This window comes from Embleya sp. NPDC050493, from assembly GCF_044458105.1.
Lineage (GTDB): Bacteria > Actinomycetota > Actinomycetes > Streptomycetales > Streptomycetaceae > Embleya.
Genome location: NZ_JBITHP010000002.1, coordinates 50995 through 76760, shown reverse-complemented (window position 1 = coordinate 76760; position 25766 = coordinate 50995). Strand labels below are relative to the sequence as shown.

Annotated in this window: 22 protein-coding genes, 1 tRNA gene and 2 pseudogenes; 14 read left to right on the top strand and 11 right to left on the bottom strand. The window is 73.2% G+C overall.

Annotation, left to right across the window (positions count from 1 at the left end):
* Positions 1-149 precede the first annotated feature (149 nt).
* The 6 genes from ACIBM5_RS03700 (at position 150) to ACIBM5_RS03675 (ending at position 4611) form a co-directional block, all read left to right on the top strand.
* The gene (locus ACIBM5_RS03700) at positions 150-1370 is read left to right on the top strand and encodes an amidohydrolase family protein (RefSeq protein WP_396005173.1); all 1221 of its coding nucleotides are present in this window, start codon (positions 150-152) and stop codon (positions 1368-1370) included.
* A gap of 467 nt (positions 1371-1837) precedes the next feature.
* Positions 1838-2293, top strand: a complete 456-nt coding sequence (locus tag ACIBM5_RS03695) for a hypothetical protein (RefSeq protein ID WP_396005171.1) — start codon at positions 1838-1840, stop codon at positions 2291-2293.
* Between the two features lie 113 nt (positions 2294-2406).
* Positions 2407-2934 (top strand): hypothetical protein, encoded by a 528-nt coding sequence (locus ACIBM5_RS03690; protein ID WP_396005170.1) that lies wholly within the window; start codon positions 2407-2409, stop codon positions 2932-2934.
* A 35-nt stretch (positions 2935-2969) separates the two neighbouring features.
* Positions 2970-3128: a hypothetical protein gene (locus ACIBM5_RS03685; RefSeq protein ID WP_396005169.1), complete on the top strand. Its 159-nt coding sequence runs from the start codon at positions 2970-2972 to the stop codon at positions 3126-3128.
* A gap of 171 nt (positions 3129-3299) precedes the next feature.
* The gene (locus tag ACIBM5_RS03680; protein ID WP_391583037.1) at positions 3300-3683 is read left to right on the top strand and encodes a BlaI/MecI/CopY family transcriptional regulator; all 384 of its coding nucleotides are present in this window, start codon (positions 3300-3302) and stop codon (positions 3681-3683) included.
* A gap of 4 nt (positions 3684-3687) precedes the next feature.
* The gene (locus ACIBM5_RS03675; RefSeq protein WP_396005168.1) at positions 3688-4611 is read left to right on the top strand and encodes a M56 family metallopeptidase; all 924 of its coding nucleotides are present in this window, start codon (positions 3688-3690) and stop codon (positions 4609-4611) included.
* A 50-nt stretch (positions 4612-4661) separates the two neighbouring features.
* Here ACIBM5_RS03675 and ACIBM5_RS03670 read toward each other — a convergent pair.
* From ACIBM5_RS03670 to ACIBM5_RS03635, 8 genes and pseudogenes are all read right to left on the bottom strand, one after another.
* Positions 4662-5201 (bottom strand): annotated as a pseudogene (locus tag ACIBM5_RS03670) (Uma2 family endonuclease); the annotation flags it as partial.
* Between the two features lie 64 nt (positions 5202-5265).
* Positions 5266-5676 (bottom strand): hypothetical protein, encoded by a 411-nt coding sequence (locus ACIBM5_RS03665; protein ID WP_396005167.1) that lies wholly within the window; start codon positions 5674-5676, stop codon positions 5266-5268.
* 1 nt (position 5677) lies between these two features.
* Positions 5678-8245 (bottom strand): Hsp70 family protein, encoded by a 2568-nt coding sequence (locus tag ACIBM5_RS03660; RefSeq protein ID WP_396005166.1) that lies wholly within the window; start codon positions 8243-8245, stop codon positions 5678-5680.
* Positions 8242-9162: a hypothetical protein gene (locus tag ACIBM5_RS03655; RefSeq protein ID WP_396005165.1), complete on the bottom strand. Its 921-nt coding sequence runs from the start codon at positions 9160-9162 to the stop codon at positions 8242-8244. Before ACIBM5_RS03655 ends, ACIBM5_RS03660 begins: the two co-directional genes overlap by 4 nt.
* Complete coding sequence (locus ACIBM5_RS03650; protein WP_396005164.1) at positions 9162-9635, bottom strand: hypothetical protein; 474 nt, start codon at positions 9633-9635, stop codon at positions 9162-9164. The genes ACIBM5_RS03655 and ACIBM5_RS03650 overlap by 1 nt, the downstream gene beginning before the upstream one ends.
* A 7-nt stretch (positions 9636-9642) precedes the next feature.
* Entirely contained in the window at positions 9643-10917 is a 1275-nt protein-coding gene (locus tag ACIBM5_RS03645; RefSeq protein WP_396005163.1) for a hypothetical protein, read from the bottom strand.
* A complete protein-coding gene (locus ACIBM5_RS03640) occupies positions 10910-12940 on the bottom strand; it encodes an AAA family ATPase (protein WP_396005162.1) in 2031 nt (676 codons plus the stop codon). Before ACIBM5_RS03640 ends, ACIBM5_RS03645 begins: the two co-directional genes overlap by 8 nt.
* Positions 12941-12984: 44 nt before the next feature.
* Complete coding sequence (locus tag ACIBM5_RS03635; protein WP_396005161.1) at positions 12985-14289, bottom strand: hypothetical protein; 1305 nt, start codon at positions 14287-14289, stop codon at positions 12985-12987.
* A gap of 206 nt (positions 14290-14495) precedes the next feature.
* On the opposite strand from ACIBM5_RS03635, the gene ACIBM5_RS03630 reads away from it, so the two are divergent.
* Positions 14496-14569, top strand: a tRNA-Lys gene (locus ACIBM5_RS03630).
* 200 nt (positions 14570-14769) lie between these two features.
* Here ACIBM5_RS03630 and ACIBM5_RS03625 read toward each other — a convergent pair.
* Both ACIBM5_RS03625 and ACIBM5_RS03620 read right to left on the bottom strand, forming a co-directional pair.
* Positions 14770-16821: a UvrD-helicase domain-containing protein gene (locus tag ACIBM5_RS03625; protein WP_396005160.1), complete on the bottom strand. Its 2052-nt coding sequence runs from the start codon at positions 16819-16821 to the stop codon at positions 14770-14772.
* A 123-nt stretch (positions 16822-16944) separates the two neighbouring features.
* Entirely contained in the window at positions 16945-17994 is a 1050-nt protein-coding gene (locus tag ACIBM5_RS03620; protein ID WP_396005159.1) for a DUF4328 domain-containing protein, read from the bottom strand.
* Between the two features lie 261 nt (positions 17995-18255).
* Here ACIBM5_RS03620 and ACIBM5_RS03615 point away from each other — a divergent pair.
* From ACIBM5_RS03615 to ACIBM5_RS03605, 3 genes and pseudogenes are all read left to right on the top strand, one after another.
* Positions 18256-18546 (top strand): annotated as a pseudogene (locus tag ACIBM5_RS03615) (winged helix-turn-helix domain-containing protein); the annotation flags it as partial.
* Positions 18486-18830 carry a hypothetical protein gene (locus tag ACIBM5_RS03610; RefSeq protein ID WP_396005741.1) on the top strand — a complete coding sequence of 115 codons (345 nt, stop codon included), beginning with the start codon at positions 18486-18488 and terminating at the stop codon, positions 18828-18830. The pseudogene ACIBM5_RS03615 and the gene ACIBM5_RS03610, both read left to right, overlap by 61 nt.
* Before the next feature lie 421 nt (positions 18831-19251).
* Positions 19252-19839, top strand: a complete 588-nt coding sequence (locus ACIBM5_RS03605; protein ID WP_396005158.1) for an NTP transferase domain-containing protein — start codon at positions 19252-19254, stop codon at positions 19837-19839.
* Positions 19840-19994: 155 nt separating this feature from the next.
* Here the strand turns inward: ACIBM5_RS03605 and sepF are convergent, their stop codons facing one another.
* Positions 19995-20525 carry a cell division protein SepF gene (sepF, locus tag ACIBM5_RS03600; protein WP_391583050.1) on the bottom strand — a complete coding sequence of 177 codons (531 nt, stop codon included), beginning with the start codon at positions 20523-20525 and terminating at the stop codon, positions 19995-19997.
* Positions 20526-20968: 443 nt separating this feature from the next.
* On the opposite strand from sepF, the gene ACIBM5_RS03595 reads away from it, so the two are divergent.
* The 4 genes from ACIBM5_RS03595 to ACIBM5_RS03580 all read left to right on the top strand — a co-directional run bounded on the left by ACIBM5_RS03595 (position 20969) and on the right by ACIBM5_RS03580 (position 25628).
* Entirely contained in the window at positions 20969-21715 is a 747-nt protein-coding gene (locus ACIBM5_RS03595) for a hypothetical protein (RefSeq protein ID WP_396005157.1), read from the top strand.
* Between the two features lie 64 nt (positions 21716-21779).
* The gene (locus ACIBM5_RS03590; protein WP_396005155.1) at positions 21780-24374 is read left to right on the top strand and encodes a PQQ-binding-like beta-propeller repeat protein; all 2595 of its coding nucleotides are present in this window, start codon (positions 21780-21782) and stop codon (positions 24372-24374) included.
* 234 nt (positions 24375-24608) lie between these two features.
* The gene (locus ACIBM5_RS03585; RefSeq protein WP_396005153.1) at positions 24609-25049 is read left to right on the top strand and encodes a DUF6325 family protein; all 441 of its coding nucleotides are present in this window, start codon (positions 24609-24611) and stop codon (positions 25047-25049) included.
* Positions 25050-25163: 114 nt separating this feature from the next.
* On the top strand, positions 25164-25628 hold the full coding sequence (locus ACIBM5_RS03580) for a hypothetical protein (protein WP_396005152.1): 465 nt from the start codon (positions 25164-25166) through the stop codon (positions 25626-25628).
* The last annotated feature ends 138 nt before the right edge of the window (positions 25629-25766 follow it).

Sequence of the window (25766 nt, the reverse complement as noted above, 5' to 3'; positions counted from 1 at the left end):
CGTTTCACCCGCGAAGGGTGGTCCGTAACGATGCCGAAACGCCGCCGCAACAGCGCCCGGCCACAGTGGGCCCGGGCGGCACGACGATGCGGTACGAGGCCCGCGCCGGCCGGCCCCGGTCCGCGCGGGCGGAGTCTCAGGGGGTAGCGATGAGCGACAGGATCACCTTGTTCGGCGCCACCCTGCCGGATGGGCGTACCCGCGACGTGGTGTTGCGCAACGGTCGGATCGGCCTGCTGCGCGAGCCGGGCCGGCTCGCCCGAGGGGCCTGCGCCGGGTTGGACCTGACCGGCTACCTGCTGCTGCCGGCACCTGCCGAGCCGCACGTACACCTCGATCGCGCGCTGACCTGGGAGCCGGTGGGCTCGGACCCGGACGGGCGCGACGGCGCGTGGCGATCCTGGCTGGTCCGGCCCGCCCGCTACCACCTCGGCGACCTGCGGCGACGCGCCCGCGAGGCGTTGCGCACGCTGGCCCGACACGGGGCGACCGCCGTGCGAACGCACCTGGACGTCGGCGAGGGCCGTACGCCGCTGCGCGCGGTCGAGGTGATGGCCGAACTGCGCGCCGAGTTCCACCGTGTGCTCGACCTGCAGATCGTCGCCGTCCCGGTGCCGGAGACGAGCGACCGCGCCATCACGGACGCGGTGAGTGCGGGCGCGGGCGTGATCGGCGGGCAGCCGAGGTTCGCACCGGATTGCCGCCGGGAGATCCGCCGCCTGTTGCGCCTCGCGGACCGCGCCGGGGTGGGCCTGGACCTGCACCTGGACGACGGCTTCGACCCGCGGCTCCTCGCGGTCGGCGACCTGGCCCGACTGCTGCGCGCGTCGGGCTTCGACCGCCCGGTGACGGCAGGTCACCTGGGCGGCCTGAACCGCCTCGCACCGTCCGCCCTCGGACGGGTCGGCGAGACGATCGCCGCCTCCGGCATGCGGGTCGTGGCACTGCCCTCGGAGCGCGGCTGCGGCCTGCCGATCCGCGAACTGATCGCCGCGGGCGTCACCGTCGCAGCCGGCGGCGACCACCTGCGCGACGCGGGGCATCCCATGGGCCTGGCCGACCCGCTGGCCACGGCCGCCGCCACCGGACTGCCGCCGACCCGGGCCTGGGCCGCGGTGGCCGGGCACGCCCGAACCGTCCTGGGCCTGGAGCCCGGCGGCCTCGAACCGGGCGCCGCAGCCGACCTGTTCGCGGTCCGGGCCGGCTCCCTCGCCGAGGCCCTGCAAACCCGCCCACAGGACCGAATCACCCTCCGCGCCGGCCGAGTGGTCACCCACAACGGCCGCGCCCCCATCCCCCACCTCGACCGAAGCCCATCCCCCACCGAGACCACCCGACCAACCCGACGCCGCGTGCCAACCGCCGCATAGCGGACCGGCAGCCCCTCGCGGAGCGAGCGGAGACCACGGCTGCGGCTGCGGCTGCGGCTGCGGAGCACAACGAGCAACCCACCCGACACCGAACAGTCGAGACCCATGCACATGACCGGCCGAGCCGAGGTGCGCCTGATGCTCGTCCGCTCCGCAGCCGCGGTTCGCCGCCCGCTCCGCAGCGGGCCCGCGTATGCCGCCCAACCGTTGATCAGCCTCACCCACAGCGCTCTCGCAGCCCCAACCAGCGCCGACATGCCCGCGCGGGCGGCCTTCGCCGCGATCGAGTGCACGCTCACCGCCGCCCGCCCGGCGAGCGCCACACGCAACCGAATCCCTCCTCCACCCGTTCGCCCGCCGAGCCGCGGAACCATCCGGCCCGGTCGTGCGTGCCAACCAGGGAAGGCTTGTCAGGACCCGCTCGGACGTTCCTCCGCACGAACCTGCCGCCCTTGGAGTGAGTCAACGTGCGCCCACACCTCGACACGATCTCCGCCCCGCCCCAACCGGCCCGCCGAGCCGTCCTGGTCACGCTCGCCCTGCTCGCCGCGTTCATCGGCCTGGTGACGTACCTGCACGATCCGCGCCGACCTCCCGACGAGGGCACCATCGATCCTTACCTGCGCCGCTACGTCCGGCTGCTCAACGCACAGGACACGGACGGACTGCGCGGCAGACTGCATTCGCACGCGGCGCGCACCGATGCGGCCGTACGCGTCGCGGTGTTCGGCGGTCAGGGGTGGACCGACGTGAGGATCTCCCCGGTGCGGGAGTTCTACGGGGTGTATCGGGTCCTGCTCACCGCCGTGCGAACGGACACCGGGGCCCGGGTCGCGGTCGTCGAGCACATGGTGTGGGGCGGTGACAACACCTGGTCGCTGAGCCCGTACGTGCCGGGTGCCACGGTCTTCGGGCCGGCCTGATCCGGGTAAGGGATGCGCTCGGATCGGTGTCCCGAACGCCAAGAGCGCGTCAACGGATGGGCCGGGCGGCCGGGTTCGGGGGGAGGCTTGGAGGTGGTCGAAAGGAGGCCGCCATGTTCGCCGCCATCCGCCGGGTCACCGGAATCCGCCGCACCGCCTCGATCCACCGGGCCGAGGCGCGCCGGGTCGAGGGCGGTCCGCAGGCCGTCGTGGTGCCGATCGCCCGGATGGACGCCGCCGCCGTCGCCGCGTTGCGCACCGCGCACAGGGCGGCCGGTCGGGCGATCGCCGTGCACGTCACCCGGGCCGGCGAACAGGCCGCCCGGGATGCCCTGGTGGCCGCGTGGGATGCCTCCGGCGTGGATGCGCCGCTGAGCGTGGTGTACGACGAGCACGATCGGCTCGTCGAGGCACTGGCGACCTTCGTCCGCGGGCTGCCCGAGCGGCGGGTGGCCGTGCTGCTTCCGGCCGACGCCGACCCGGCCCGCGGGCGTGGTCGGCGGCACGACGTCCTGGTCGACGCGCTGCGTGCGGAAGGCTGTGCGCTCCGGGTGGACCGCGCCGCCGCGCCGGCCGAGGCGGCGTCGACCGGGAGTGGCCCGGCCGAGGGTCCTCGTCGTCCGCTGGTCACCGCGGCCTGACGCCGGTCCGCACCGGCGGCCGCCCCGACTCGGCGGTGGCGGCCCGCGGCCGGTCCCGCACCATCACCAACGCCATCGCCAACGCCGCCGTGCTCGGGTGGACCTCGGTCGAGGAGGGCGGGCGCTTCCCGGTCGATCCGCCGATGGACATCGAGGTGCTGCTCGACGTACCGATGCGCGGCTACCGGGCCTGAACGCGCCGATCCGGGGTACCGAATCCGCACCCGAACCCGACCCCCGGTCCGAGCCCGCCGCGGCCGAGTGCACACCGGCGCCGGCGGCCGGCGGAACGGGTACGCGTCGCCGATCCCGGAACACGACCGTTTAGGCTGCCGGGGCGCTGTGCCCATCCACCGGAGGCCGAAGTGACCGAAAGCAGAGCAGGCGGACCGCCCGCGCGGCGTGGCCCCGGCGAGTTGGAGTCCGAGATCCTGTCGCTGCTGTGGACGTCGCCGACGGCGATGGGTGCGGGCGCGGTCCAGGAGCAACTGTCCGGCGAGCTGGCCTACACGACGGTGGTGACCATCCTGTCCCGCCTGCACGACAAGGGCGTGCTCCGGCGCACCCGGTCGGGCCGCTCGTACGTGTACGCGCCGATGTACGACGAGGCGGGGCTGGCCGCACGGCGGATGCGACAGGTGCTGGACAAGGAGGGCGACCGGCAGGCGGTGCTCGCGCGGTTCGTCTCCGACCTGTCCACCGACGACGAGGCGCTGCTGCGTCGGTTGTTGGAAGAGGGCGGGTCGTAGTCGCGTGCGTTGGATCGTCTACCTGCCGCTGCTCCTGCCGATAACCGCGGTACCCGTGGCCCGGCTCGCGGTCGACCATCTCGCGCCGCGCCGCGTGGTGGGCCTGCTCACCGCGCTGACCTCGGTACTGGCGCTGTGCGCGACCATCAGCCTGGGCCTGCTGACCGTGGTGGGCACCGCGCAACTCCCGGGCGTACCGCTGCCCGACCACTGGTCGGACCCGCAGGTGCGCGCCTCCATTCCCAATGTCCAGGTGATCGGCTCGCTGGCGAGCGCGGCATTGACCGCGGCCCTGGTGTGCGCGGCGGTCGTGTCGTGGCGTCGGCGGCGCGCGCTCGCGGTGCTGCGCGCGGGGGTCGCGGCGGCCGGCGACACGGAGTTGACCGTGTTGCCCACCGGGCCGCCGACCGCGTTCGCGCTCCCCGGGCGCCGGCCTCGGATCGTGGTCTCGGCGTCGATGCTGGCCCGGCTGGACGCGGACGAGCGACGGGCGCTGCTGGCCCACGAACGGGCACATCTGAGCGGCCGGCACGATCGGGTTCTGCTGGTGGCGACGCTGGCGATGTGCGCGCATCCGCTGCTGCGGCCGATGCGTACGGCGATCGCGTACGCGCTGGAGCGCTGCGCGGACGAGGCCGCGGCGCGCGTGGTGGGCGATCGTCGGGTCGTGGCGCATGCGGTGGGCAAGGCCGCGCTGGCCGGGCCGGTCACGCCGCGCGGTGCGATGGCCGCGACCGGCGGCCCGGTCCCGCGCCGGGTGGCCGCCCTGCTCGCGCCGACCCCGGCCGACCGCTGGCCCACCCCGTGGAGCCGCCCCGGCGCGGCCACCCTGGTCGCCCTCGGCGGCGCCGCGCTCTCCACATGGGCCACCTGGGACGCGGCCATCGACCTGCACGCCATCCTCCTGACGGCCGACCACATGTTGTGAGGTGCCTCGGCCGCCCCTCGGTACGTGGGAAAGTCCGCGGTCGTGATCGAGAAACCGAAGCCGGGAAGCGGCACGTCCTGGCCGAACGCGTAGGCCGCCCGCGCGGTGTACCGGCCGCCCTTCGGCTCGGAATTCACCGTGATCGTGCCCTGGCGCGGGTCGATGATCAGGTAGACCGGGATACCCATACGCGGGTAGTCGCGCAGCTTGGCCTCCCAGTCGTTCTCCGGATTCGACCGCGACACGACCTCGGCGGCAAGCCGCAAATCGGCGGCGGGGACGTGGTTCTCCACGGTGAGCAGGTCGTCCTCCGGGAAGACGCACACGTCCGGGTTGCGCCTTATCAGGTTGGTGTCGTCGAGGACGTCCATCCCGCCGTGCACCGCCATCCCGGCCCACTCGTCGCGACCGGCGATTCCGCGCTCGATGCGCATGCGCAGGCGACGCACGATGAACTCGTGGATGCCGGATGGGCCGGTCGTCATCACGAGCGTGCCGTCGCTGATCTCGATCTTGTAGTTGGTCGGCGTTCGCACACTGTCGGCGATGGCGGTCAACCGCTCGAACTCCTCGCGATCCACGTCACCCATGGTAGGTCGCAAGACCCGGCATCCATGGCCGGTCCGGCACGGTATGCGCCGATCCGCCCGGCCGTCACTCCGATTTTCGTGCCACCGCCAGCCTTCTGCCCGCCTCCTCCAGGAAGCGGCGCAGGTCCGCCTCGCGCGGCAGCGCCGGCGGCAGGCGTTCGCCGTACGGCAGGCGGGTGCGGGCCTTGCGCCACAGGCGGTCCGGGAGGGTCTTCGGGTCCTGGTGGTAGCGGACCTTGGTGAGCAGTCGGCGGGCCTCGGCGTCGGCCGGGTTGAGCGCGAGGGTGACCGCCAGGTGTTCGGCGGCGGTGTTCCATCGGCCGCGGCGCGCCGCGCGCACCGCGTCGTTGAAGTGCCGGTCGGCCAACTCGACGAGGCCCGCGAGCGCGCCCAGGTCGCCGCCGCAGGCCGGGCAGCGCTCGGTCAGGTCGGCGATCCGGCGGCGGCACAGGGGGCAGGTGATCGCGAACGCCATGTCATTTCTCCAGGGAGCTCTTCGGGAGCCGCAGCCCGATGTGCGGGGAGCCCTCCCGGATCTGTTCCATCCAGCGGTCCGCCCGGGCCCGCAGCGGCATGATCCGACCTCGATAGATCTCCACCAGCCGGCGATTGCCCGCCGCCTCGTCGCGCACGTCCACCTCGGCGGCGTCCTCGGCGATGGTGTCCAGCTCACGCAGGTAGCCGTCCGCGTCGGCCCGGTGCCGGCCGGCTGATGCCTGGTCCATCTCCTGGATCGAGCGGCGCAGGTGCTCGACCTCCTGAAGCACCGCGACCTGGAACTCGGCGGCGGTGAACTGCTGCGGCGAGCGGCCGCCGTGCAGCATGCGCTCGGCCGCGTTGATCCGGTCCCGCACCGCCTCGTTGGCCAGGTGCCAGTCCATCTTGTTGCCCGCCGCGTAGGCCGCCCGACCGGTCGCCCGCAGGCCCGGGATCGCGCCGCGGAAGCGCTCCGCCTCGGCCGGGTCGTGATCCACCAGCCGGTCGGCCAGTCGGGCCAGAAAGGCCAGGTTGTCCTCGAACTCGCCGATCGCCGGGTTCAGCGCGCTGCCCGCCGTGGTGGCCACCCGCAGGCCCTGGACCAGCGTCTCCGCCTCCAGGATCTTGTGGTGCGTCTTGCCCGCGTCGACCCGGTCCCGGACCAGTTCGGCGATCTCGGCGAGCAGGCGGTCCAGTGCCGGACCGACCCGGATCGCGTCGGCGGCCGGAATCGCGTCCCGCTTCTCCGCCCAGCCGGTCAGCACCTGGCGATGCCGCTCGGCCAGTTCCGGCCAGCCCGGGATCTCCCGACGGGGGATGTCGATCACCGCGCTGCCCTCGGCGCCGACCTGCGGCAGTCGTGCCTCGGCCCGGATGCTCCAGCCCGCCTCGAATTCGAGCGTCACCTCGACCGTCGAGCCGACCGGCACATCCGTCGGCAGGTCCCGGATCGAGACCTCGCCGATCGGCACCAGGCCCTCGACCAGGCCGACTCGCAGACTGGACCCCTGCGACGCGGTCTCCAGCCGGAAATCGGTGCGGTAGGGCACCATCGTCCCGGCCCGGACCACCACGTGCAGGCCGTCCACCAACTCGACCGAGAAATCGTGCGCGAGCACGTCGCCGGTCGCGTCGGAACGCGGCTTGCCGTCGGATTCGATCAGCAGCTGCCGGGCCTCGATCTCCCGCCCGTTCACCACGACCTGCACGGTGAAACCGTTCTCGCCCTCGCGCAACGGCACGTCGGCGAACAGGAATCGGCCCTCGGCATCGGCCGTTTCGGCCAGCTGCACCCGCCCGTCGTGCGAGCCGAGCAGCACCTGCGCGCCCGCCGGCGAGGCCAGTTGCGGACCGGCCAGCACCCGACCGCCGATGTCGGTCTCCGGCGGCAGCGCCTCGGGCCGGTCCAGCTCCAGGTGTCCGCTGCGGCTGGGCACGTTCGCGGCCTTGAGGGCCGCGCCGAGCGCGACGCACAGGTCGGGGTTGAGCAACCGGGGCCCGCGCCCGAAGTGTTCGGTGAGCATCGTGGCCACCAGCGGGATCCGGGACGAACCGCCGACCATGACGATCTCGTCCAGGTCGGCGGCGGTCATCCCGGCCCGCAGCAGCGCCCGATCGCAGTCCTCCAGCGTGCCGCGGATCCGGTCCGCGATCATCTCCTCGAACTCCTCGCGGCGGATCGGCAGTCCGATGTTCATCGGGGTGCCGCGCCGGTCCTCGCAGTACTGGCTGACGATCTCGGTCTCCGGATAGCGGGACAGGTCGTGCTTGGCCCCCTCGGCGACCGAGAGCAGTTGCGCCTCGACCTTCCCGTCGGCGGGGTCCTCGGTGTCGATCGCCAGATCGTACTCGGGCAGTTGGGCGGCGATCCAGGACACGATCCGGCGGTCGAAGTCGAACCCGCCCAGGTAGCGGTCACCGCTGAACGAGCGGTTCTCGAAGCCCACTTCGGGATCCCACGTGACCACGGAGGTGTCGAACGTGCCGCCGCCGAGGTCGTAGACCAGGAACGTCTGCGGCTCGGTCAGCTCGCGGGCCCGCTCGTGGGTGTAGGCGAGGGCCGCGGCCACCGGCTCGATCAGCGTCTCGACCACCTCCAGGCCGGCCGCCTGCCCCGCGCGCGTGGTCTCGTTCTTGGCCCGAGTCTCGAAGAACGCCGGCACGGTCACGATGGCGCGTTCGACCGGCACGCCCAGGGTCTCCTCGGCCACCTGCTTGAGGTGGCGCAGGATGTGCGTGGACGCCTCCAGCGGGGTCAGTCGCGCGTGTCCGGCGGTGACCACCTGGTCGGTACCCATGTTGCGCTTGAAGAACATCGCGGGCGGCGCACCCGGCAGCCGGGCCTTGTTCTTGGCCAACTGGCCGACGATCGCCCTGCCGCTCGGATCGATCCACACCGCCGAGGGCGTGGTCGGCGAGCGGTCCGGATTGGCCACGATCAGCGAGTCGCCGACCGGCCGCAACCGGCGGGCGGCGATCAGCTCCTCCTTCCCGGGGACCTCCGCGTCGGCCGGTATGGCGATGCACGAGTTGGTCGTGCCGAGGTCGATGCCGACCACGATGCTCATCTGGTGGTACCGCCTTCGTCGTTCGGGTCGTTCGCGTCGTTCGGTTCGTTCGCCGGGCTCTGGGGGCTCGCGGCCTTCTCGTGGCTCGCGTCGTTCGCATCGTTCGCGTCGTTCGGACGGCTCGCGTCGCTCCGGTCGCCGGCATCACGCGAGTTGGTCGCGCCGTGCGAGGAGTCGCGCTGCGGCGTGGCCGGCTCCGATGCCGCCGAATCAGGCCCGTCGTGCGGCGGTTCGGCGGCGGCCGACCCACCCGGTGCGATCGTCGGTTCCGGCCCGGTCGGCGCCGTCGGCCCGTCCGGCGCCCCCGGCTCGTCCGCCACCTCCCCGCCCGGGCTCCGCTCGCCGTGCGCGTGTGCCGCAGCCTCGCGCCGGGCCGGGGTGGGCACGAAGCCCAGCACGACCTGGGCGCGCCGGATCACCTCGCCGTCGTCCAGGAGCACACCCGGCCGCAGCGTCTTGGTCACGATCATCGCGCCCTCGTCGCCGCTGTCGGGCGCGTGCGCGACGTCCACGCGACGCCCCACCGCCGCGTACGCCTCGCCCACCGGATCGTCGAACCGCACCCCCGCCCGGTCCAGCGCGGTGGCGAACCGCCGGGCGATCGAGGCGAGTACGGTCGGCACCGGCTCACCCTCCAGGCTGCCGCGCAGTTCGTGCAGCGCGACCGCGGCATCCGCGGCCAGGCCGATGTACCGCTCGTGCGTCGACTCCAGTCGCTTGCGCATCTCCTCGCGGCCCGACTCGCGTTCCCGCGCCGCACCCCGCACCACGTCGTACACCAGCGCGAACGGCGGATCGAGCGGGCGCTCGGGGACCGGCCGTTCGGTCTCGGTGATCGCCATCGGGTCCGGCGCGGGATCCGCCGGCTCCGTCGGTGGGTCCGCCGCGAGGGGGCCCCGTTCGGGTGTCGCTGCCATCAGTGCGCCCCTTCTTCCGTCCACAACGGTACGAACTCGCGCGGCGCGGGAGCCGGCACCAGGCCGGCGAACACACGCCGGTCGATCCCGATCCTGGCCGGGCCGGTCGACTCCGGCGGGTCGAGCTCGGCGAATTCCTCGGCCAACTCCTCGGCCTGTTCGGCCGGATCCGGCCCGGGCCGCTCGGGCCGATGGGTGAGCAGCTCGGCGAGCAGCCGCCCGGCCGGGTCGGCCAGCGCCTCCTCCGCCGCGTTGACCTCGGCCGCACCGAGTACCCGCCCGTGCACCGGGAAGCGGTCCGCACTGCGGGCGATCCGCTGTCTGCGCTTGCGCACCCGGGCCTTGATCGCCGCCCGGCCGGCCAGGTCCGGATCCAGGTCCAGGATCTGAAACGCCGTGCCCCGATAGGGGTTTCGACCCGCCTGCCAGGCCCAGGGGTTCTCCCGGGCGTTCTCGTTCGCGGCGCTGCTCATCGGGCGCTCAACTCCATTCGGACCCGCGCGCCGACGCCAGGGACAGCACGACCCCGCGGAGCGCGTTGACGATGTCGGGTTGGTTCGCCTCCGGATCGGCGGCCACCTCGTCCGCGAGCCGGCGGGCGGTGGCCAGGTCGTCCGGCCGCACGGTGTGCAGGTTGATCAGCACCCGCGCCATGAACAGCCGGCCCCACGGCCCCGGCGCGGACATCGCCAACGCCCGGCGCAGTGCGTCCCGGACATGGCCGTCCGGCAGGCCCTGGCGTTGTCGGGCGGTGGCGGCCAGGGCCCATTCCTCGGCGGCGAGTTGTTCCACGTCGCGGTACATGTTCTTGACCGCGAGGTCGCGGTCGAGTTCGAGCGCGCGCAGCAGGTGCCGGCCCGAGCGCAGGGTGGCCTGTTCCAGCGCGGCGGGTTCGGTCGCCGGGCCGGATTCCAGCTCGCGCACCACGATCCCGCGCCAGTATTCGTGCCTGGCCAGCTCGACCGCGAACGAGCCCTCGGGGGTGCCGATCTCGTCCCAGGCCGGCAGCACCAACCGGGCCACCCGCTCGACCAGCGGCTCGATCTTTCGGGCCCAGCCCGGTGCGGCGACCACGATCTCGATATGCCGCCGGGCCGCGTACAACAGGGCCCGGGCCAGCCCGAGGTTGCCCGGGTCCACCGCGAGCCACGACGCGAGGAGCTCGACCACCTCGTCGAAGCGGCCCTCCTCCACGTCGCGGGACGCCTCGGCCAGCACCTCGCGCACCAGGTCGGCCCGGGCCCCCAGGACCGCCGAGCGCGGGAAGCCGGACTCGCGGACCAGGTCCACGTGCGCGCGTGCGCGCAGCGGATCGTGGAGGCGGTGCTCGGCGGCCAGGGTCAGATGCGGCGCGAGCAGGTCGCGGGGCAACCGCTCGCGCACCTCCTGCACGGTCGCCGCCGGCACCTCGGTCCCGCCGACCGCCTCCAGGTGCTCGTGCATCCGGTCCCAGAACGCACTGTCGTGGTAGAGCTCGGCCCAGTGCGCCAACGCCCTTTTCCAGTACGGGAATGCGGCCTCCGGATCACCGGCCGCCTCCAAGTCGTAGGCCCGCGCGTGCAGCGCCACCGCGAGATGGTGGGTGCGCCACGAGCCGCCGCCGCTCGTCCACAACTCCTCGGCCCGCGCGCTCCACGGTTGCGCATCGCCGCCGCTGCCCAGACTGGCGTACGCGTCGCCGTCCACCGTGTCCTCGCCGACTCCGTGTTCGCGCAGCCGGGCGGCGAACGCGCGCAGCGTCGCCCGGTCAGTCATCGCCGCTCCCCACCACGAGCGTGTCCGCCGCGACCCGGACCCGGACCGAGGTAATCGGCCGGCCCGCCGCGTCGCCCTCGTCGAGCAGCCGCAGAATGCTCGGCACGACCGCGTTGACACACCGGTTGACCCCGCGTGCGGCCTCCTCGGGCCGGCCGCGCCAGGCCACGGTGGCGATGTGGTCGGCGGCCTCGTCGGTCCAGCGCAGTTCGACGCCGATCTGTGCGCGCAGCCGCGCGGCGAGCCGGACCAGGCCGTTCTCGGCGATCCCGCGCAGTTCGGTGGGGCCGAACGGCGAGTACAGGATCACCTCGTCCACGCGGTTGAGGAACTCGGGCCGGAAGAACCCCTCCATGGTGCGGCGCAGTCGCGCGCTCGCCGCGGTGTTGCCGGTGGAGCCCTCGGCCAGGATCGAGCCGATCAGGTTCTCCACGCTGTCCACGTCGTCCTCGACCGCCTCGGCCGCCGAGTGGGTCGCGCCCAGGTTCGTGGTCAGGATCACCACCGCGTCGTGCGCCTCGCGGACGGGGCCGGCCGGGTCGCTGATCCGACCCTCGTCGAGCAGCCGCAACAGCGCGTCGAGCACCCGTGCGTCGGCCTTCTCCACCTCGTCGAACAGGAAGACCCGGCGCGGGTCGTCGCGCAGCCCGTTGGTCAACTTGCCCTCGCCGAACCCGACATAGCCGGGCGGCGCGCCGATGAAGTTGTTGATCGACTCGCGCGCGCTGAACTGCCCCATCTCGAAGACCAGGACGTCGTCCTCCGAGCCGTAGACGACCTGGGCGAGCAGCCGCGCGGTCATCGTCTTGCCCGACCCGCTGGGGCCGCACAGCAGCAGCGCCGCACGCGGTCGGTCGTCCGGTCGGAAGCCGCGGGCCAGCGAGCGCTTGATCAGCTCGACGTGGAAGGCCAGTCGCTCGACCACGCTCTCCTGGCCGATCAGCCGGGACCGGACCCAGCGCACCGCCTCCTCGGGGGAGAGCGGTTCGGCGGCTCGGGTCGGCTCGGGCTCGGCGGGTTCGCGGTAGTAGGTGTCGGCGAAGCGGCGCAGCCGGTCCAGATCCAGGCCGATGTCACGAAAGAAGCCGGCCGCCAGCCCGCTGGGGGTGTCCAGGAGCGCGGCGAGCAGGTCGCGTTCGGTGATCGGGCCGGCCATCTGCGGGTCGGCGCCCGGGCCGGTACCCGGGTCGGCTCGGGTCGCGGCGAAGGTCGCCGCCCGGCGCAGGGTCGACCGCAGCGACTCGTCCGGCCCGGCCGGCCCGGTGCCCGGTGCGGCGCGGCCCCGGGTGCCGGTGAGCGCGATGGTCTGTTCGCGCAGTGCCCGCACGTCGCGGCGCAGGAACAGGAAGGCCTGTTCGAGCAGGCCGCCCGGGGTGGTGGCGAGTGCGTGCAGCAGCAGCGCGATGCCGCAGCGTTCATGGCCGAGACCGGCCGCCTCGGTCGCCATCATCGCCAGCACCCGGCGGGCCCCCGGGCCGAACGGGCCGGGATCGATCGTCCCGTCGGCCCGCAGCACCTCGACCGCCGGGCGCGGCGCCGCCACCTCCGCCTGCCAGGCGGCCAGGTCGACCCGGCCGTAGCCGACGAGCAGGTCCACCGCGCCCACCTCCAGCCGCGGCAACAACTCGGCGAGCAGCGCACGTTCGTCGACGTATCCGGTGTCGGCCGCGGCCGTGAAGGCGAGCCGCAGATCGCCGGTGACCGGCAGCCCGCCCAGCAGGCCGGCGGCCGACCGACCGTTGTGGCCCGGGTCCGCGCCGGCGCCGCCGGCGGACCCGCCGCCGAGTCCGCCGGCGCCGAGCAGACCGGCCGCGAGCACGTCGGGCGGGATGCCCTGGCGGTCGAACAGACCCGCCGCGCGCCCGCCGTCGATCCGGGCCAGCGCGATCAGCGCGTGCGCGACCTCGACGGTGTCCGCGCCGAGTTCGCGCGCCACCGCGGCGGCGCCGGCGAACCGACGGGTGGCCGCGAGCAGCGCGCTGTCGAACACCTGCTCCGGCACCCCCAGGATGTCCGTGTCCACGTCCTCGTCTCCCCCGCCTCGCCGGCCGTCCACGTCGCGCCGGTTCACGCCTCGTCGCCGTCGAGCAGTCGCTCGGCCAGGTCCGCCCGGGCCCGGGCCACCTCCGGCCTGCCCGCGCCCAGGGCGCGTACACCCGAGGCCAGTATTCGGTACGCGGCGGCCGTCGAGACGGCCCGGCCGAGCCGCCCGGAGCGCAGCTCGGCGGGCAACGACTCCACCAGCGCGGCGGCCAGTTCGGGGTCGGCCCGGGCGACCCGGTGCAGCACCAGGCCGGGCCCCAGCGGGGTACGCCGGGACCAGGCCGCGCCGTGTCGCTCGAACAGGTCGCGTGCCGCGCCGGCCACCATCGCGTCGTGGTCCTCCAACGCGCCCAGCAACAACCGCACCGGCCACATGTCCGGATCCGGCCCGCCGGCGTCCGTGTCCTCGGCCTCGCGCAGGCCGCGCCGCAGCAGCCGGACCGCACCCATGTCGTCGCCGCGCTCCAGCAGCTCCGCCGCCGCCGGCACCAGGGCCGCCGCCGAACCGGGTCGGGTGCCGGCGGCCGGTCGACCGTCCCGAGCCGCGACGGCGGCCCGGTGCAACTCGCCGTACTCCGCGTGGTCCGGGTCCAGCATCGCCGCCTCGTACAGGAACCGCACCGCCCGGCCCGGGTCGCCGCCGACCAGTTCCCGATGCCCCTCGACGGCGAGTCGGTGGGCCAGCCGCGGGGCCGCCGCGGCGCACCCCCGCTCGAAGGCGAGCCGGTAACACGTCCGGGCCTCGCTCTCCTCGCCCCGGGCCGCCGCGCGATCGCCCAGCACACACGCCCAGTCGCCGCGCCCGGTCGGCGCACCCGGCGGCGCGACCACCGGCAGCAGCCGCCACAGGTCGTGGTCGAGGTGTCGGGAGGGTTGTTCGAAGCGCTCCTCCAGGCGTTCCAGCACGCGCGAGGTGGCGGCCACCCGCCAGTGCCGAACCGGCGCCCGCGGGTCCAGGCCGCCGAGCACCTCCAGGAGCGCCCGCTCCAGCGGGCGCGGCCCGTTCGCCAGCGCCTGCTCCAGGGTGCTCCAGGTCTCGACGAAACCGTCGCCCGGCTGCACCACCCACCAGCGCAGCACCGCGTCCACCGCGCGCGGGTACCGGCCCTGCGGATCGCGTGCGAGCACGTCCGCGAGCATCCGCGCGGCGGTCTCCGCCTGCTGAGTGGCGACCGCCTCGACCTGACTCTCGATCAGTCCCCGGTTGCGGGCCACCTCGACGTCGGAGGCGTTGGCCAGAAAGTCCCGCATCGCGACGAGTCGAGGCTCCACCCCGCCCTCCCGATGCGTGGCCGACCGGAACGCCCGTACCGCCCCGGCATCCGACATGGCGTCTCCCCCGCGAACACGACCGGGCCGACGGCACCGGTCGCGACGACGTACAAGCAGCACGGTACTCGGCCACACCAACTGCGGGGAGCGCACCCGACGAACCCGTCCCCGTAACGTGATCGTCACCGATGGTGAGACCGCGTGCACCGGAAAACCCGGGTGAGAGCGGTCCCGAACATCGGGTAGTATTTCTCTCGCAGCAAGCGCCGCTAGCTCAGTTGGTTAGAGCAGCTGACTCTTAATCAGCGGGTCCGGGGTTCGAGTCCCTGGCGGCGCACAGCGGCAACACCGAGAAGGGCCCGCCGGTTTCCGGTGGGCCCTTCTCGTCGTGCGCCTTCGGCGCGAGCGCTCGTAAGGGGGCGCTTTCTCTTTCCCGCTGTGCGGCGGGGCGGGGTGGGGTGGCCTGAGTCGGGGGCGCCGACGCGCCGGGGGGGTGGGCGTCCGGTGGGGCCGGGGCCGTCGGCGATCGGGGGGCGGTCAGCCGATCCGGCCCTTCCAGACCGACTCGCGGGCGCGTGAGATCGCCACGAACAGTTGCCTGCGTGCCAACTCGTGGTGCTCCGCCAGGACCGCCTCGCTTGCGTCGACGAAGCCCGGCGCTCCGGCGGTTCGCACCGCGGCGTCGTACCTGGGCAGGAACACGTGCTTGAACTCCAGTCCCTTGGCCCGGCGATAGCTGCCGAGCTTGATCGCGTTCGCCTCCACGCCGTGGTAGCTCTCCAACGCCAGGACCGGCAGCCGGGCCTTGGTCAAAAGGCGCCGGTAGTGCTCGATGTCCTTGCGGGAGGGGCACAGTACGGCCGCGTCGCCGATCGCCCCGGCGTCCGCGAGCGCGCGCAGCGCGGCCACCAGCGCGCCGTCGTGTTCGGCGCCCGTCGGCCAGGTGCCCTCGAAGGTTTCGCCGTCGTGGTAGGTGAGTTCGACATCGCGGCGCCCGGAGAGCCGATCGCCGTCGAAGTCCTCGAAGTCGTCGTCGGCGACCACGGCCAACGCGGTCCGCAACACCCGCTCCCGGTTGCGGTAGTTGACCCGCAACACCTGGCCCCGGTCGCCGCGGATGTCGATGCCCGCGTCGGCCAGTCGGAATCCGCCCGGATAGACCGCCTGTTGCCCGTCGCCGATCAACAGCAGACCGTTGGGGGCGTCACCCACCAGAGCGTGCAGCAGCTGCACCCCGACCAGGGTCAGATCCTGCACCTCGTCGACGATCACGGAGGTGTAGGAGGTACGCCCCGGCTCGCGGCGCACCTCCTCCAGGGCCATCCGCAGGACATCCCCGAAATCGTGGACGTCGCGCTCGATCCGAAACTGCTCGTACAACTCGTACAGGGCCCAGACCGCCTCCCGGTCCGACCTGCGCAGCAGGGTCTTTCGGCCGCGGCGGGGCAGCGCCGCGTACTGCGCGAAATCGGTGATGCCGCGGCCCTTGATCACGTACTCGATCTCGTCCTGCCAGTACTTCGGCGAGGGTGACAGCTCCGGGAGGCGGCCTTCGCGACGCGATCGCAACCAGGCCAGGCCGAACGCGGTGTCCGCCGTGCCGCTGTCCAGCCGGACGCGGACACCGCGTTCGGCGAGCAGTTCCCGTGCCCAGGCGTGCAGACTCCGAAAGTCCACCCGCTCGGCGACTCGCGGTGCCATCACCCGGAACAGCGTGCCCTGCACGCGTGGCAGGTTGTTGGCGAAGGTGACATAGAGGATCCGTCCGGTGCTGCGCTGGGCGAGGTGCGCGGCGCGGTGCAGCCCGACCACGGTCTTGCCGGTGCCGGCGGGGCCGCTGATCCGGGCGGGACCGGTCCAGTTGCGCCGGACCAGGCCGACCTGGTCGGGATGCAGCACCGTCATCCACTGCTCGATCGGGCCGCGCCGCTCGGCGTCGAGGGTCGCCGCCAGCAGCGCTTCACCGTCGAACAGGGCGGGTTCCTCGGCGACCTCGCGAACCCGACCGGCCTCGCGCCGATCGGGCGGCGGGATCGCCCACGGCCGGTGGTGCGGAAAGGCTCGACCCAAGTGCTCGGCGACGGCACGCACGGTCGCGGCCCTCAGCTTGTGCGTGGCGCCGGCCAGCGCGGGAGCCACCTCGCGTTCGCCGAGCAGCCGGACCCGACCAAGCCGCCGGTCCACGGGGTGACCGGCGAAGACGATCAGCGGTTCGACGGCGATCGGCGCCAGACCCAGTTCCTGGACGGCGGACTCGGTGCTCCGGGTGGCGGCGAGGAGGGCGTCCACCACGTGCTCGCGGCTTCGACCGTCGACCCGCAGACATCCGTCGACCGGTTCCGGAGCGGCCGGCTCGTCCTCGACGTGGATCACGAACACCCCGCCCGAACCCACCGCCAGCAGACCCGCGGGCGAACTCTCGGCCCCCGGCCACCGCCGGTCGATCAGCAACCGCCAGCCCTGACCGGTCAACACGAGAAGTTGCGCGACGACCCGCCGCTCCCCCTCCGAGCCGGCCGACCTCCGGGCCTCCCGCCGAGCCACCGCGGCCCGCTCCCGAAGCTCCCGCTCCCGCGTCCGCCGCCGCATCGCATCATCGGATGACACACCGCACCCCCGCCCCCACGACGAGTCACGACTGTAGTCGGCAACACACCACCCCGGAAGTGGGTCGACCTCGGCCGAGCGGCCGTGCCGGACCGGCGTCGCTCCTCAGCCCTTGCGCAGTTCGTAGCGCAGGCTCCGGTCCGGATCGCCGATCTCGGTGAACAGACGGGGATGTCCGTGCGAGCCGCGTGGCCGCAGAGCCTCCAGGGCGAACTCCCGCGGGGCAGACGGCGACTGCGAGCCGTCGACAGCCGGCCCGGACAGCGTGAGCGCACCCTTCTCGTACGTCCAACGGCCCTCTCCCGACCACCGCTCACCGAGCGGCACGGGCAGGTGGTCGGGCTCGCTCCGCTGCCATGGCAATCCGGGCAGGCCGTGCGCAACGAATCGCCCGTCGGCGGTCAGCGTCACCACGGCGCCGGCCGTGTCGTGCCAGGTGCCGACGAATTCGTCGTGGGACAGGGTGACCGAGAGCGGGCCGGTGGCCACGTACACCGAGCCGACCCAGCACACCGGGAGCGCCAGGAAGCAACAGGCCACGACGGACGCACGGCTCGCGAAGTCGAGTCCGTCCCCGTGCAGTTCCGCCCAGGTCCGTTCCACCGCGGGTTCCGCCCGGCAACCGGCCCGGGCCCGGGTCAGCCCGCCCACCAGCACGATCGCGGCGAGCGCGGCGAGCACCGCCACCGCGCGAAAGGTCGCGTCCGCTCCGCGTACCCAGGCGTCGGCGCCACGGCCCGCGGAGTCCGCGGACAGGCCCACTCCGACCGAGGTCCACCAGGCCGTCCACATCCCGATCCACAACGTCCACCACGCCCGCAGTACGGCCCGCAACCACGCGGCGGTGGCGGTGGCGGCCACGATCGCCCGCATCAGGCCGAAGGGGGCCCACCACTGGTGGACCGGGATCAGCCAGGGCGCGATCGCCGATCGGGTCAGCTCCCGGGGAGGTTCACCCGGGCGGAAAAGGGCATCGGACCGCATGACGGCCACCCAGGCCAGGAACGGGACGCCCGCGACGACGAGCCCGACGATCCATCGCGGTCCGTCGTCCCCGTCGTACTGGCGACCCGTCAGCGCCTCTCGGAACGCGAGCGCGTGATCCCCGGCGACGACGGCCAGGGCGAGCACCGTGAGCAGCGCCCACCCGCGCATTCCGGACCGCGGCCGCGGTGGGCGCGGTGGCGGTGGTCCCTGCGCCGCCACCCGCGGCGTCGACCAACGCGACCCGCTCGACCCGCTCGACCCGCTCCGCATCGCCCAGCCCCTCCCCGGTGGCGCCCCCGCCCGGGTCGCATTGTCCTCGCACTCGCACACGGGCCGGCCGGCGGGAGGGCGGGTCGGCGGCTATCGCAGGAAGTCCTCCCGCAGAGCCGGGGTGAGTCGGCGACGCGGGTCCGGTCCACGAGGCCTGGGCGGATCCGGGCCCTGCTGCGACGCACGCGGCGTACCGAGGGTCCGGACGCGGACCCGGGGCCGCTGCGCTTCGGGGACCTGGAGATCGACCCGGACGGCGTCCAGGTGCGTCGGGGTGGCGCAGTGCCGGCACTGACGCCGACCGAAATGAAGCTGCTGCTGCGGTTCGCCGAGTCGCCGGGCACGGTGCTCAGTCGGGACACCCTGCTCGAAGGCGTGTGCGAATACGCGTGGGGCGGGGACACGCGCGTGGTGCACGTGCACGTGCAGCGGCTGCGCAACAAGACCGGATCGACCTGGCCCTGCGCGAGTTCGCCCGGACCGGGCAGCCCACGTTCGGCAGCCGGGTGGACGATCCGCAACTACCCAGGGCGCCGCGACAGGCGGTACCCGGCGGCGATCGGGCCACCGAACCGTCCGACGGCCGGATCTGGGCGGCGGTCGGGGTGGACGGGCACGGGTTGTCGCTGCGATCCAGCTACCGGGACCGGACCGGCGACCTGGCCTCGCTGGACCGGGTCCTGATGCTCGGCGCGGTGTGCGTGGTGGTCTGCGGTGCCGGGTGGGCGTGCTGATCGGGGCGCGGCTGTCGCGTCGACTGCGCCGGGCGGCCGATGCGGCCCGGCGGGTCACGGCCGGCAAGCGCTCGATCCCACCCGCTCCGCGCTAACCCACCGGGTCCGGCAGCGTGCGGATGGATCGGCTGCGCCAAGCACCCACCCGATGCCGACCACCCCGATTCGCTCCTCACGTCCCCCGCAGGCCCCACTCGCCGCCCTCACGACCCGCCCAGGCAAACGCGCCCCACCCGTGACCATGGCAGACTGCCCCACTCCCCCGGCGCATCAGCACCCTCGACTCTGCCCGCCCCCGTGATCGACGCGCGACACTCGGAGAGCCGCGAAGCCGCAAGCGTGGACTTCGCGACCCGGAGCGAAGCGTGAGGATACGAAGTCCCGAGCGAGGGGCGGCGTCGTCCGACAGGAAGGAGCGCCCGTGAGTCATGTGGTCGGGTTGTTGTTGGCCGCCGGGGGTGGGCGGCGGCTCGGGGGTCGGGCCAAGGCTCGGTTGCGGCACCGGGGACGGCCGCTGGTCGAGTTCGGGGTCGGCGAGTTGCTGCGCGGCGGGTGCGACCGGGTCGTGGTGGTGCTCGGGGCGGAGGCCGACGCCGTGCTGGCCGAGGCGGATCTGGGCGGCGCCGTCGTGGTGCGCAACGACGACTGGGCGAGCGGCATGGGCTCCTCGCTCGCCGCCGGAGTCGCCGCTCTGCCCGCCGACGCCGAGGCCTTCGTGGTCACCCTCGTGGACATGCCCGGCGTGGGCGCCCCCGCCGTCGCACGCCTGATCGCAGCCTCCGGCACGCCCGAGGACCTGATCGCGGCGGCCTACGCCGGCAAGCGCGGTCACCCCGTCCTGTTCGGCCGCGCCTGGTGGCCCGAACTGGCCCGCACGGCCGAAGGCGACGCCGGCGCCCGGGTCCTGCTCACCGAACAGCGCGCTCGGCTACGGCTGATCGAGTGTGCCGACGTCGCCGATCCGTTCGACATCGACACACCCGCCGACCTGGACCGACTCGACCTTTGAACGACGTACGGACCCGGCCCCACCCGGGCCCGGGTCCGTCCTGTCGTGCACGGCGGCGGCCGGTCCAAGCCGCCGACCACACCCGGCGGCCGACCACACCGAACACCAACCAAAACCGACCGCACCCGCCCGCCGGCCACACACCTGCCCGCCGGCTACGCCTGGTTGAAGAACCCGTCGTGGTTCTGCTGGGTCGGGTCCCCCGTCAACAGGCGCGCGTCGGCCGGCATGAGCAGGAAGACCCGCTTCGCCAGCCGCTCGATCGCACCGCGTCGGCCGAAGGTCAGCCCCGAGGCGAAGTCGACGACCCGCTTGGCGTCCGACTCGTCCATCGCCGTCAGGTCGATCACGACCGGAATGTCCTGCCGGAAGTATTCGCCTATCGCTCTGGCCTCGTGGTAGCTCTTCGGGTGAACGACGGCGATCCGCGTGCTCGGCCGGGCCGGCGTCTCCGAGGCGGCTGCCCGCGCGGCGAACACCTCCGACGCCGGCACCACGCTGCCCTCCAAGGCGCGCGAACGCGACTCCTCGGGCTCGTCGTCGTAGACCCAGCGCGACCCCGTGTCGTCGTCCTCCGCGTCGTATGTACCGGTCTCGTAGGCACCCGCGCCGGTGCGGTACAGGTCGTCGTCCACGTCCCCCGAACCGATCCCGAGCCACGAGCCGGCCTTGCGCAATGCGCCCATGGGCACCTCCGCGTCCGCTCGTCCCGGCCCCGTCCGGGCTATCTCGTCATCCTCCACTCGACCGAACTGTATGCGAGTGCCGGGTCTGGTGCGTCGAACGACGCGCCTATAAACGGACAGATCATCCAACCGACCTCGAACGGGCGTACCCAGTGCGGCTTCTGACGCTATTTGAGGTCTTTATCCGCGCATTTCGAATCGAACCGCATCGAAAGTCCGAGCGCGCCATTCGAACACGATAACTCGAACTGATGTACGAATACCGTATTTCCGCCACCGCCCCCGGAGGAAACGTCGCCCACCCCCACAATCGTGCGCGGTCCACCGAACGAGCGACGAAGGACGCCGAAGGACGACCAAGGACGACGAAGCACGGCAACCGACCCCTACCGGTGGACCGGGCGCAAGTCGCACACTCGGATGCGACATCTTCGGAGGTGAGCATGGATTCGCCTTTCCGCATCGTGCGGCCCCCTCGTCCGCTCGAAGAGCCGTATCCCTCGCGTTCCCGCATCAACGAACAGGTGGGCGTCGTCTGGGAGTGGGGGATGCGCGAGGATCCCGCGGCGGCCGTCCGGCTCTACCACCAACTCGGCGAGGTCGCGAGCAGGGTGCTCGGGGGCACCGATCGCGACACGCTCAACATCCGCCGCGCATACACCCACTTCGTCGGCCTGGACGGCGATCCCCGGCGCGCCGCCCAGTTGTTGGCCGGCCTGATCCCGGTCGCCGCGCAACACCTGGGCGCCGGCGACTGGGTCACCCTGGACATGCGGCTGTGTCACGCCCGATTCACCGGCGAGGGTGGCGAACCACCGCGCGCGGTCGCCCTGTTCACCCAACTCGTGGCGGACATGACCCGCGCGCTGGGCGCCGAGGCGGAGAGCACGCTGACCGCGCGCAGCTTCCAGGCCCGGTTCACCGGCGAGTCCGGCGATCCGCTCCGGGCCGCCGCGATGTACGGCGCGCTCGCCCTGGACTCGATCCGGATCCTGGGCGCGGACTGCCTGGAATCGCTGGTCGCCCGCGCGGGACACGCGGTCAATCGCGGCCTCGCGGGCTATCGCGGCGAGGCGCTGGCCCTGTACGACCCGCTGATCGCCGACTTCACCCGAGTGCTGGGTCCGGATCACGCCGAGACCCGGCAAATCCAGATCTGGCGACAGTATTTCCGAGGGGGAAGCACCTGATTCCCGCTTCCGCGCGGCGGCTAAAGTGGCCTCTCCTGTACGACCGGAACGGGGAACGGTGGTCATGGAAGCACTGCGCGACGGGGATCCGACGCGGCTCGGGCCGTATCGGCTGCGCGGCCGGTTGGGCGAGGGCGGGATGGGCGAGGTGTTCCTCGGCACGTCTCCGAGCGGGGTTCGGGTCGCGGTCAAGACCGTACGCCCGGAGTTCGCGACGGACCACGGCTTCCGGGACCGCTTCCGGCGCGAGATAGACCTTGCCCGGCGGGTGGACAGCGCGTGGACCGCGCCGATCGCCGAGGCCGACCCGGACGCGCAACCGCCGTGGCTGGCCACCGAATACCTGACCGGACTGTCGCTGTCCGAGGCGATCACCCGGTACGGCCCGCTGCCCGAGGGCGCGCTGCGTGTCCTGGGCGCGCAGTTGGCCGAGGCGCTGATGGCGATCCACCGCGCCGGCCTGATCCATCGCGACCTCAAGCCGTCCAATGTCGTGCTCGGCCGGGATCGGTTGCGGGTGATCGACTTCGGCATCTCGCGTGCGGTGGACGACGGCGGCCAGGGACTGACCGGGACGGGTCGCGTGGTCGGGTCGCCGGCGTTCATGTCGCCGGAACAGGCGGCGGGCCGAGCCCTCGGGCCGGCGAGCGACGTGTTCTCGCTCGGCTCGGTGCTGGTGTACGCGGCCACCGGGCGCGGGCCGTTCCATCAGGATCCGCCGCTGCCGCAGCTGCAGATGATGTTGCGGGTGCTGCGCGAGGAACCGTCGTTGACCGATGTGCCGTACGGAGTCCGGGACTTGCTCGCCGAATGCCTGGACAAGGACCCGACCCGTCGGCCCGAGCCGATCGCCGTGCTGGAGCGCTGCATGGGCGACGACGAACCGCCGTCCGCGACTTCGTGGTTGCCGGCCGGACTCGCCGCCGAGCTGGAGCGGCGGCACCTGGGCGATCCGACAACGCCGGTCGAGGTGGCGAACGACGCCCCGCAGCCGCCGACTCGGGCCCTGGGCATCGGGGCGGACAACGGCCCATCCGCCGCGACGACCCGGGCAGCACCCATCGGCCCGGGCACGCCGGTCGCTCCCGATGGGTCCGGCCCACCGCCCCAGCCGAGCCTGCCGCCGACCGTCGGCCTGCCGGACCCGCCGACCGGGGACGTCCCGGACCCGCCGATCGGAAAGAAGGCATTGGCCCGCCGAACCTTCCTGTTCGGCAGCGGCGCATGCGCCGTGGCCGCGGCGGGCGGCGGCATCGGGTGGCTGCTGATGGGCGACGAGACGAACCCGGGCAAGCAGGTGTGGTCGTACCAGGCCGGCCCCGCCGCCGGCTCCTCGCTGAGCGTGCAGGGCGAGCTCGTCTACCACGTCGCGGAGGGCACGGGCGGCGGCAAGGGCCAGGTCACCGCGATCGACGCGGAGTCCGGCAAGCAGGTCTGGCGCAAGGCCACCGCCGGCAGTTCGGTGTCCGCACCGCTGACCACGAAGGACCACGTGTTCGTCGTCTCCTGGACGGTGGACACCTCCGCGTCCGTCCCGGAGCCGTCCCAGCCCTCGACCTGCACCGTGCACGCCTTCGACCCGGTCGACGGCGAACAACGCTGGTCCCTGGAATACGCGGCCCGCTGGGTCAACCTGCCGGCGGGCCTGGACGGCGGATCGTTGTATCTGGGCGTCGCCGAGGCGAACACGTTCGGCGCCGGCCCCGGGCGGATCGTCGCGATCGACGCGGCCACGCACCGGGAGATGTGGAAGGCGGACATGTCCCGGGACACGGGACTGCCGGCGACCCCGGTGTTCGCCGGCGGCCTGGTCTACGTGCTGGCCGAGCCCAGGACTTCCTCGAACCCGGCGGTGATCCACGCCTACGACCGCACCGGCATTCACCAGTGGGAAATCCCGTTCAAGGACTGCCCGTGGGGTCGCAACGTGGTGCCGGCCGGCGATCGGGTGCTCGCGCTGGTGACCTCCGGCCGGAGCAACGGCGTGTACACCTGGCAGCGTTACGCCCGGGACGCGAACACCGGCGCCGCGATCTGGGGTCCGATCCCGGTCAAGGGCGGATCCTGCAACGGCCTCACCCTCGCCGGCGACACCGCCTTCCTGGTCTACGACGCGTCCGACGACGAGGCCAGGTCCGGCGTGGTGGCGGTGGACCCGCTCACCGGGGCGCAGGCGTGGAAGCACGAGATGGAGACCCGCAACGTCACCGGCATCACCCGGGTGGGCGACGTCGTCTACGTGGCGAGCCACCCCTCCAAGCCGCAGGCCGGTGTGCTGCCCTCCGCCACCGGCACCGCGTCGCCCACGAACGGACCGGCCACGTCGGTGGCAAAGGGCGCCGTTTACGCGCTGGAGGCGAAGACCGGCAATGTCGTCTGGAAGCGCGAGATGCCCTCACACGGCGCGCTGGAGACGCCGGTCGTGGCCAACGGCAAGGTGTACGTCTCGATGGACGCGACGTCGACCGGCGCGACCGGCGACGACGGCGCCCGACTGTTCGCACTGGAGGTGAAGACCGGCAAACCGGCCTGGCAGGTCGTGTTGCCGGCGGAGGTGTCCTCACGGGTGGTACCGGCGAAGGGCAACGTGTACCTCGGGCAGTGGCAACGCACGGACGCCCCGAAGCGGGCGGCATCGGTGGTCGCGTACGAGGGGTGAGCCCGGTGCGGATCGGGACCGGGGCCGGGTCCGGCGGATCCGGGTGGGGTCGCGCGGCGACACATGAATGTGCGCGAAGCGGGAACGGGAACGAAGTTGCGAGCATGCTCCGCTTCACCGCCGCAGCCGCGCCTCGCACCGCCGCACCCACTTCACCCGCTTCACCCGCTTCACCCGCTTGCCACTGCCGCATCCACTCTCCACCGCCGCACCTACTCCCCGAGACGAGGAAGCATGGCCGAGTTGGGACCCGTCGACGCCATCGTGTTGGGCTTTCCGGGCCAACGGCTGACCTCGGCCGTGCTGGACGCGTTCGAGTCGGTCGAGGAGCGCGGGGACGTGCGGTTGATCGACGCGCTGATCGTGGTCAAGGACGTCTCGGGCGAGGTGAGCAGCCACGAGGTCAGCGAGTTCGAGGGGCTGCGCGACATGGCGGCGGAGTTGGCCGCGCGCGAGATGCTGGGGCTGGCCGGGGACGAGGACGCCGATCAGATCGGGCAGGTCATGCCGCCCGACTCGCTGGTGGTCGTGCTGTTCGTGGAGAACATCTGGGCCCGCGAGGTGGCGACCCGGATCCGCGATTCGGGCGGCCGGCTGCTCTCCTACACCCGCTTGCCGCAGTCCGTACTGGACGACGCGGAAGAGGCGCTGGCCGGGACGCCCGACGGCACCTGAACGGGTACGGATCGATTCCCGAATGGTAAAGCCGGGCAAAATGTCGCAACCCGCCCCACCGGTTGGGCGTCTCCATCGGTGCAAGGGCACATCCCCGAGCAAGCGGAGGTCGACATGACCGCCAGGATTCGCCGTACGGCCGCCATCACACTGGCCGCCGGACTCCTCCTCTCCGCCGGCGCCGCCGCTCCGGCACTCGCCGCCGACGGCGGTGCACCGCCCGGCGCGCATCAGTCCCGACAGATCGGTGTCGTGGAGAAGGTGACCGCCTTCTACGACCAGTACCTGTCCGCCGTCAACGGCACCAACCCGAACATGGACCCGACCGAGGTCCGCAACGAGTTCCTCACCCCCGAGCTGAACGCCCGCCTGGACGCATGGGCCGAACAGAACATGGCCGACCCGGTCTTCCGTGCCCAGAACACCCCGCAGAGCCGCGACGTCCACTACGAGGGCAGCGGCGCGGGCAGCGCGACGGTGATCGTCACCGAACACTTCGGCGACTCCACGATCGACGTCTGGTACCGCGTCCCACTGGCCGGCGGCCGGATCACGGACCTCACCGACGCACCGCGGTAGCCGGCACCCACACCGGTACGCGGAAGGGGGGCCCCCCCGCGGGGGGGGGGGCCCCCCCCGGGCCCGGCGGGGGGGGCGGGGGGGGGCCGGGGGGGGGGGGGGGGGGCGGGGGCGGGGGGTGGGGGGGGGGGGGGGGGG

Bases quoted from the DNA above. Each gene is read 5' to 3' on its own strand.
- ACIBM5_RS03690 (WP_396005170.1), top strand. From the start codon at position 2,407: ATGTTCGCCGCCATCCGCCGGGTCACCGGAATCCGCCGCACCGCCTCG.
- ACIBM5_RS03620 (WP_396005159.1), bottom strand. From the start codon at position 17,994: ATGCGCGGGTGGGCGCTGCTCACGGTGCTCGCCCTGGCCGTCGTCGCC.
- ACIBM5_RS03625 (WP_396005160.1), bottom strand. From the start codon at position 16,821: ATGCGGCGGCGGACGCGGGAGCGGGAGCTTCGGGAGCGGGCCGCGGTG.
- ACIBM5_RS03655 (WP_396005165.1), bottom strand. From the start codon at position 9,162: ATGGCAGCGACACCCGAACGGGGCCCCCTCGCGGCGGACCCACCGACG.
- ACIBM5_RS03700 (WP_396005173.1), top strand. From the start codon at position 150: ATGAGCGACAGGATCACCTTGTTCGGCGCCACCCTGCCGGATGGGCGT.
- ACIBM5_RS03585 (WP_396005153.1), top strand. From the start codon at position 24,609: ATGGCCGAGTTGGGACCCGTCGACGCCATCGTGTTGGGCTTTCCGGGC.
- sepF (WP_391583050.1), bottom strand. From the start codon at position 20,525: ATGGGCGCATTGCGCAAGGCCGGCTCGTGGCTCGGGATCGGTTCGGGG.
- ACIBM5_RS03580 (WP_396005152.1), top strand. From the start codon at position 25,164: ATGACCGCCAGGATTCGCCGTACGGCCGCCATCACACTGGCCGCCGGA.
- ACIBM5_RS03590 (WP_396005155.1), top strand. From the start codon at position 21,780: ATGGAAGCACTGCGCGACGGGGATCCGACGCGGCTCGGGCCGTATCGG.
- ACIBM5_RS03660 (WP_396005166.1), bottom strand. From the start codon at position 8,245: ATGAGCATCGTGGTCGGCATCGACCTCGGCACGACCAACTCGTGCATC.
- ACIBM5_RS03595 (WP_396005157.1), top strand. From the start codon at position 20,969: ATGGATTCGCCTTTCCGCATCGTGCGGCCCCCTCGTCCGCTCGAAGAG.
- ACIBM5_RS03645 (WP_396005163.1), bottom strand. From the start codon at position 10,917: ATGACTGACCGGGCGACGCTGCGCGCGTTCGCCGCCCGGCTGCGCGAA.
- ACIBM5_RS03650 (WP_396005164.1), bottom strand. From the start codon at position 9,635: ATGAGCAGCGCCGCGAACGAGAACGCCCGGGAGAACCCCTGGGCCTGG.
- ACIBM5_RS03665 (WP_396005167.1), bottom strand. From the start codon at position 5,676: ATGGCGTTCGCGATCACCTGCCCCCTGTGCCGCCGCCGGATCGCCGAC.
- ACIBM5_RS03635 (WP_396005161.1), bottom strand. From the start codon at position 14,289: ATGTCGGATGCCGGGGCGGTACGGGCGTTCCGGTCGGCCACGCATCGG.